The organism is Accumulibacter sp. (assembly GCF_032229525.1).
Taxonomy (GTDB): domain Bacteria; phylum Pseudomonadota; class Gammaproteobacteria; order Burkholderiales; family Rhodocyclaceae; genus Accumulibacter.
Genome location: NZ_JAVTWB010000025.1, coordinates 1 through 3230, shown reverse-complemented (window position 1 = coordinate 3230; position 3230 = coordinate 1). Strand labels below are relative to the sequence as shown.

Genomic DNA, 3230 nt, shown 5'->3' with positions numbered 1-3230 from the left:
CCCCGTTGGCCGGTCAAATTCCCCCACCTTTGGTCACTTCAAAATCCCCCACCCTGAAGGTTGCGTGACGGAGCAATAGGGCGCCGTTTTTGTCGCTTTCGGAGCACCCCGGGCAGGACGTTATGTTCCCCCTTCGTTTTTTGGAGGGAGTCTGGAGTGAACGTCTTGAAGCCACATCTTCAAACCACCGTCTTCACGCTGCTGGCGGCGGGAAAGAGCCAGCGCGAGATTTCGCGCATCACACAGATCGATCGCAAGACGATCCGCAGTCTGGCGCGGCATTTTGCGAGCGAAGAGGCAAATTCCCCCGGGGTGGCCACCGGTCCTCCCGGTCAAATTCCCCCACCCCGGCCACCGGCGCCGAGCCGGCAATCGACTTCCGCCTGCGAGCCGCATCGCGCCTTCATCGAGGCGCAGTTACAGCTTCGCCGCAACTTCACGGCGATCTACCAGGATCTGGTCGATCAGTTCGGCTTTACCGCCAGCTATAACAGCGTCAAGCGCTTTGCCGGGACGCTGATCGAACACGAACCAGCCCAGTTTGACCGACTGGAATTCGCCGCCGGCGAAGAGGCACAGGTCGACTATGGCGAAGGGGCGATGACGCTTTCCCCCGGCTCCGAGCGCTATCGTCGGCCGCGTTTGTTTGTCATGACCCTGCGCTATTCCCGGCGCAGCTTTCGGCGGGTGCTCTGGAAGTCCAGCCAGGAAGCCTGGGCCAGACTGCATGAGCAGGCCTGGCGCTATTTCGGCGGCAGCAGCCAATACGTGGTGCTCGACAACCTGAAGGAAGGGGTCATCAAGCCCGACCTGTACGAGCCGCAGCTCAACCCGGTCTATGCGGCCGTGCTCGCGCATTACGGCGTCGTCGCCGACCCTGCGCGGGTCCGCGATCCGAATCGCAAAGGCAGCGTCGAGAATGCCATTCAGCATACCCAGAACACGGCGCTCAAAGGCCGACGCTTCACATCGATCGAGGAGCAGAACGCCTTCCTCGAACAGTGGGAGACCCGCTGGGCGGCGCAACGCATTCACGGCAGCGCCAAACGCCAGGTCGAGGCGATGTTCCAGGAAGAACGCCCGCTGCTCAAGCCCTTGCCCTTGCAGGGGTTCGCGTATTTTACCGAGTCGCTACGCACGGTCTGCGACGACAGCTGCGTACGCGTCGACCACAGCAGCTATGCCGCCCGGCCGGCGCGTATCGGCAGCCGCGTGCTGGTCCGCCTGTTCGAGCAGCACCTCGAGATCCGCGATTTCCAGTCGCAGGCCTTGCTGCGCACCCATTCCCGGGCGGCACAGCCGGGCAGCGTGATCTTGCCCGACGACGAGCGCCCCTTCAATCCGTCGCGGGAAACGCGTCGAATCCTGACTCAGGCCAAGGCCATCGGCCCAGCCACCGAGCAGTTGTGCCAGCGCCTGTTCGATCACGATGGGCGCGTCGGTCAGCGCCGCCTGTGGGGCATCGTCAGCCTGGTCAAGCGCTACCCCCGCACGCTGGTCGAGCGTGCCTGCGCGATGGCCTTGCACGACGGTGTGCGCAGCTATCAACAGATCAAGGCGCTCACCGAGCGCCTGCTCAACGAGGCCCTGGCCGATAGCGATACGCCGGTTCAGGGCGAGTTGGCACTGACCCAGGACGACCGACTGATTCGCGCCGCCGAGGACTACGCGGACCTGTTCTCTCTGGGCGCTCGCAACAGCGCGGCTTTGTCACTTTCCCTGGAGGATTCCCAATGAGCATGACCTTGAACGAGATCGACCGCGCGCTGCGCGACCTGCGCCTGTCCGGCATTCGCGCCACCCTGGAGACCCGCGTGCTGCAAGCGCAGGCGAGCCAAACGCCTTTCCTGGAGACCTTCGCGATGATTCTGCAGGATGAACTGGACCGCCGCCGTTCGCGTTTGCTGGACCGTCGTTACCAGCAGTCTGGTCTGGACGAGCGCGCGACCTTGACAGACTTTGACTGGCGCTTCAATCCGAAGCTGCCGCGCCAGGCTTGCTTCGAGCTGCATACGCTGAAATTCATCGCTGAAGGCCAGAACGCGCTGATCATCGGCAAACCGGGCACCGGTAAAAGCCGCATCGCCAAGGCAGTGGCCTACCAGGCGACGCTGCAAGGCCTGGATGTGCGGGTGCTCGAGGCCGACAGTGTCTTTGCGAGCTACGCGCTGTGGAGCGGCGCCGATCAGCAGCGGCAGCTGCGCCCCTGGCTCGATGCCGACCTGCTGGTACTGGACGATCTCTTCCTGGCCCGGCGCATCAGCGACAGTGCGGGCGAGTTGCTGCAGACGCTGGTCCATCAGCGCTACAAGGCGCGCCGCAGCCTGGTGGTGACCTCCAACCGGGTGGTTCAGGACTGGGGCAAATACCTGGGCGATCAAACGATGGCCAGCACGATTCTCGACCGGCTGATGCATCGCTCGCATCTGCTTGAGTTCGAGGGCCGTAGCTATCGCCTCAAGGAGGCTGCGACGCGCTTCGCACAACAGCCCTCAGACAGCTGATGCGCCGCCTCGAACCCACGGCCAGCGCTTGGCTTGGCGACTTCTTACGCTCATCCGCCACGCCTTGGGGCGCTGCCCCAAACCCCGCGTTCGCCACGTGGCAGCCGCCGGGGATGATCAAACCATCCCCGGCAACCGCCAGGAGCGTTGGCTCGCTACGCGCTGTCAAGCGGCTTTCGCGGCATAAACGGGTGGCACGCCGCCCATTTATTCCACGGTCCGCTGGACAGCGCTGCGCTCCCTTCGGCCAGGATCAACGCCGTCAATGCGAACCCGTCCCCCTTGAACTCACCTCAGCGTTACGCAGTAACGACGCACAAAGCCGTTACTGCGTAACGCACTCTCTGGAGCCAAAAATGGCCAAAACAGCCGCTCAAAGACAAGCCGCTTACCGTACCCGCCGTCCTTATGCCGGCGAGGACGGTAACGGCGAACGCCGCCTCAATCTGTGGATCAGTACCCACACCGCTTTGGCCATCGAGCGATTGGCTCGCCGTTACTGCGTAACGAAACGCGAGATCATCGAACGCTTGGTCTCCACCGAAGAGGATCGCCTCATCGCCACCCTCGATCTGGATTTGCCCGAGTGGGATCAGTACTTCACTGGCGCTCCCGTTACGCAGTAACGGGCTGCCAATCCATCAACAACGGCGGGTCAAAAAACCGACCCGCCGTAACCGAGTGCATTACAATTTCTACGGTCCTGCCTGGGGGAGTTTGGCTGAC

Annotated in this window: 3 protein-coding genes; all 3 read left to right on the top strand. The window is 63.1% G+C overall.

Translation table 11 applies throughout. From position 1 onward, the window contains the following. The first annotated feature begins 156 nt into the window (after positions 1 to 156). The 3 genes from istA to RUW20_RS01930 all read left to right on the top strand — a co-directional run bounded on the left by istA (position 157) and on the right by RUW20_RS01930 (position 3130). Positions 157 to 1737 (top strand): IS21 family transposase, encoded by a 1581-nt coding sequence (gene istA / locus RUW20_RS01940; protein WP_313950507.1) that lies wholly within the window; start codon positions 157 to 159, stop codon positions 1735 to 1737. Further along, complete coding sequence (gene istB, locus RUW20_RS01935) at positions 1734 to 2504, top strand: IS21-like element helper ATPase IstB (protein ID WP_313950506.1); 771 nt, start codon at positions 1734 to 1736, stop codon at positions 2502 to 2504. The genes istA and istB overlap by 4 nt, the downstream gene beginning before the upstream one ends. 356 nt (positions 2505 to 2860) lie before the next feature. After that, entirely contained in the window at positions 2861 to 3130 is a 270-nt protein-coding gene (locus RUW20_RS01930; RefSeq protein ID WP_313950505.1) for a hypothetical protein, read from the top strand. The last annotated feature ends 100 nt before the right edge of the window (positions 3131 to 3230 follow it).

Excerpts from the sequence above, each read along its gene's own strand:
- RUW20_RS01930 (WP_313950505.1), top strand. The coding sequence starts at position 2,861 with ATGGCCAAAACAGCCGCTCAAAGACAAGCCGCTTACCGTACCCGCCGT.
- istB (WP_313950506.1), top strand. The coding sequence starts at position 1,734 with ATGAGCATGACCTTGAACGAGATCGACCGCGCGCTGCGCGACCTGCGC.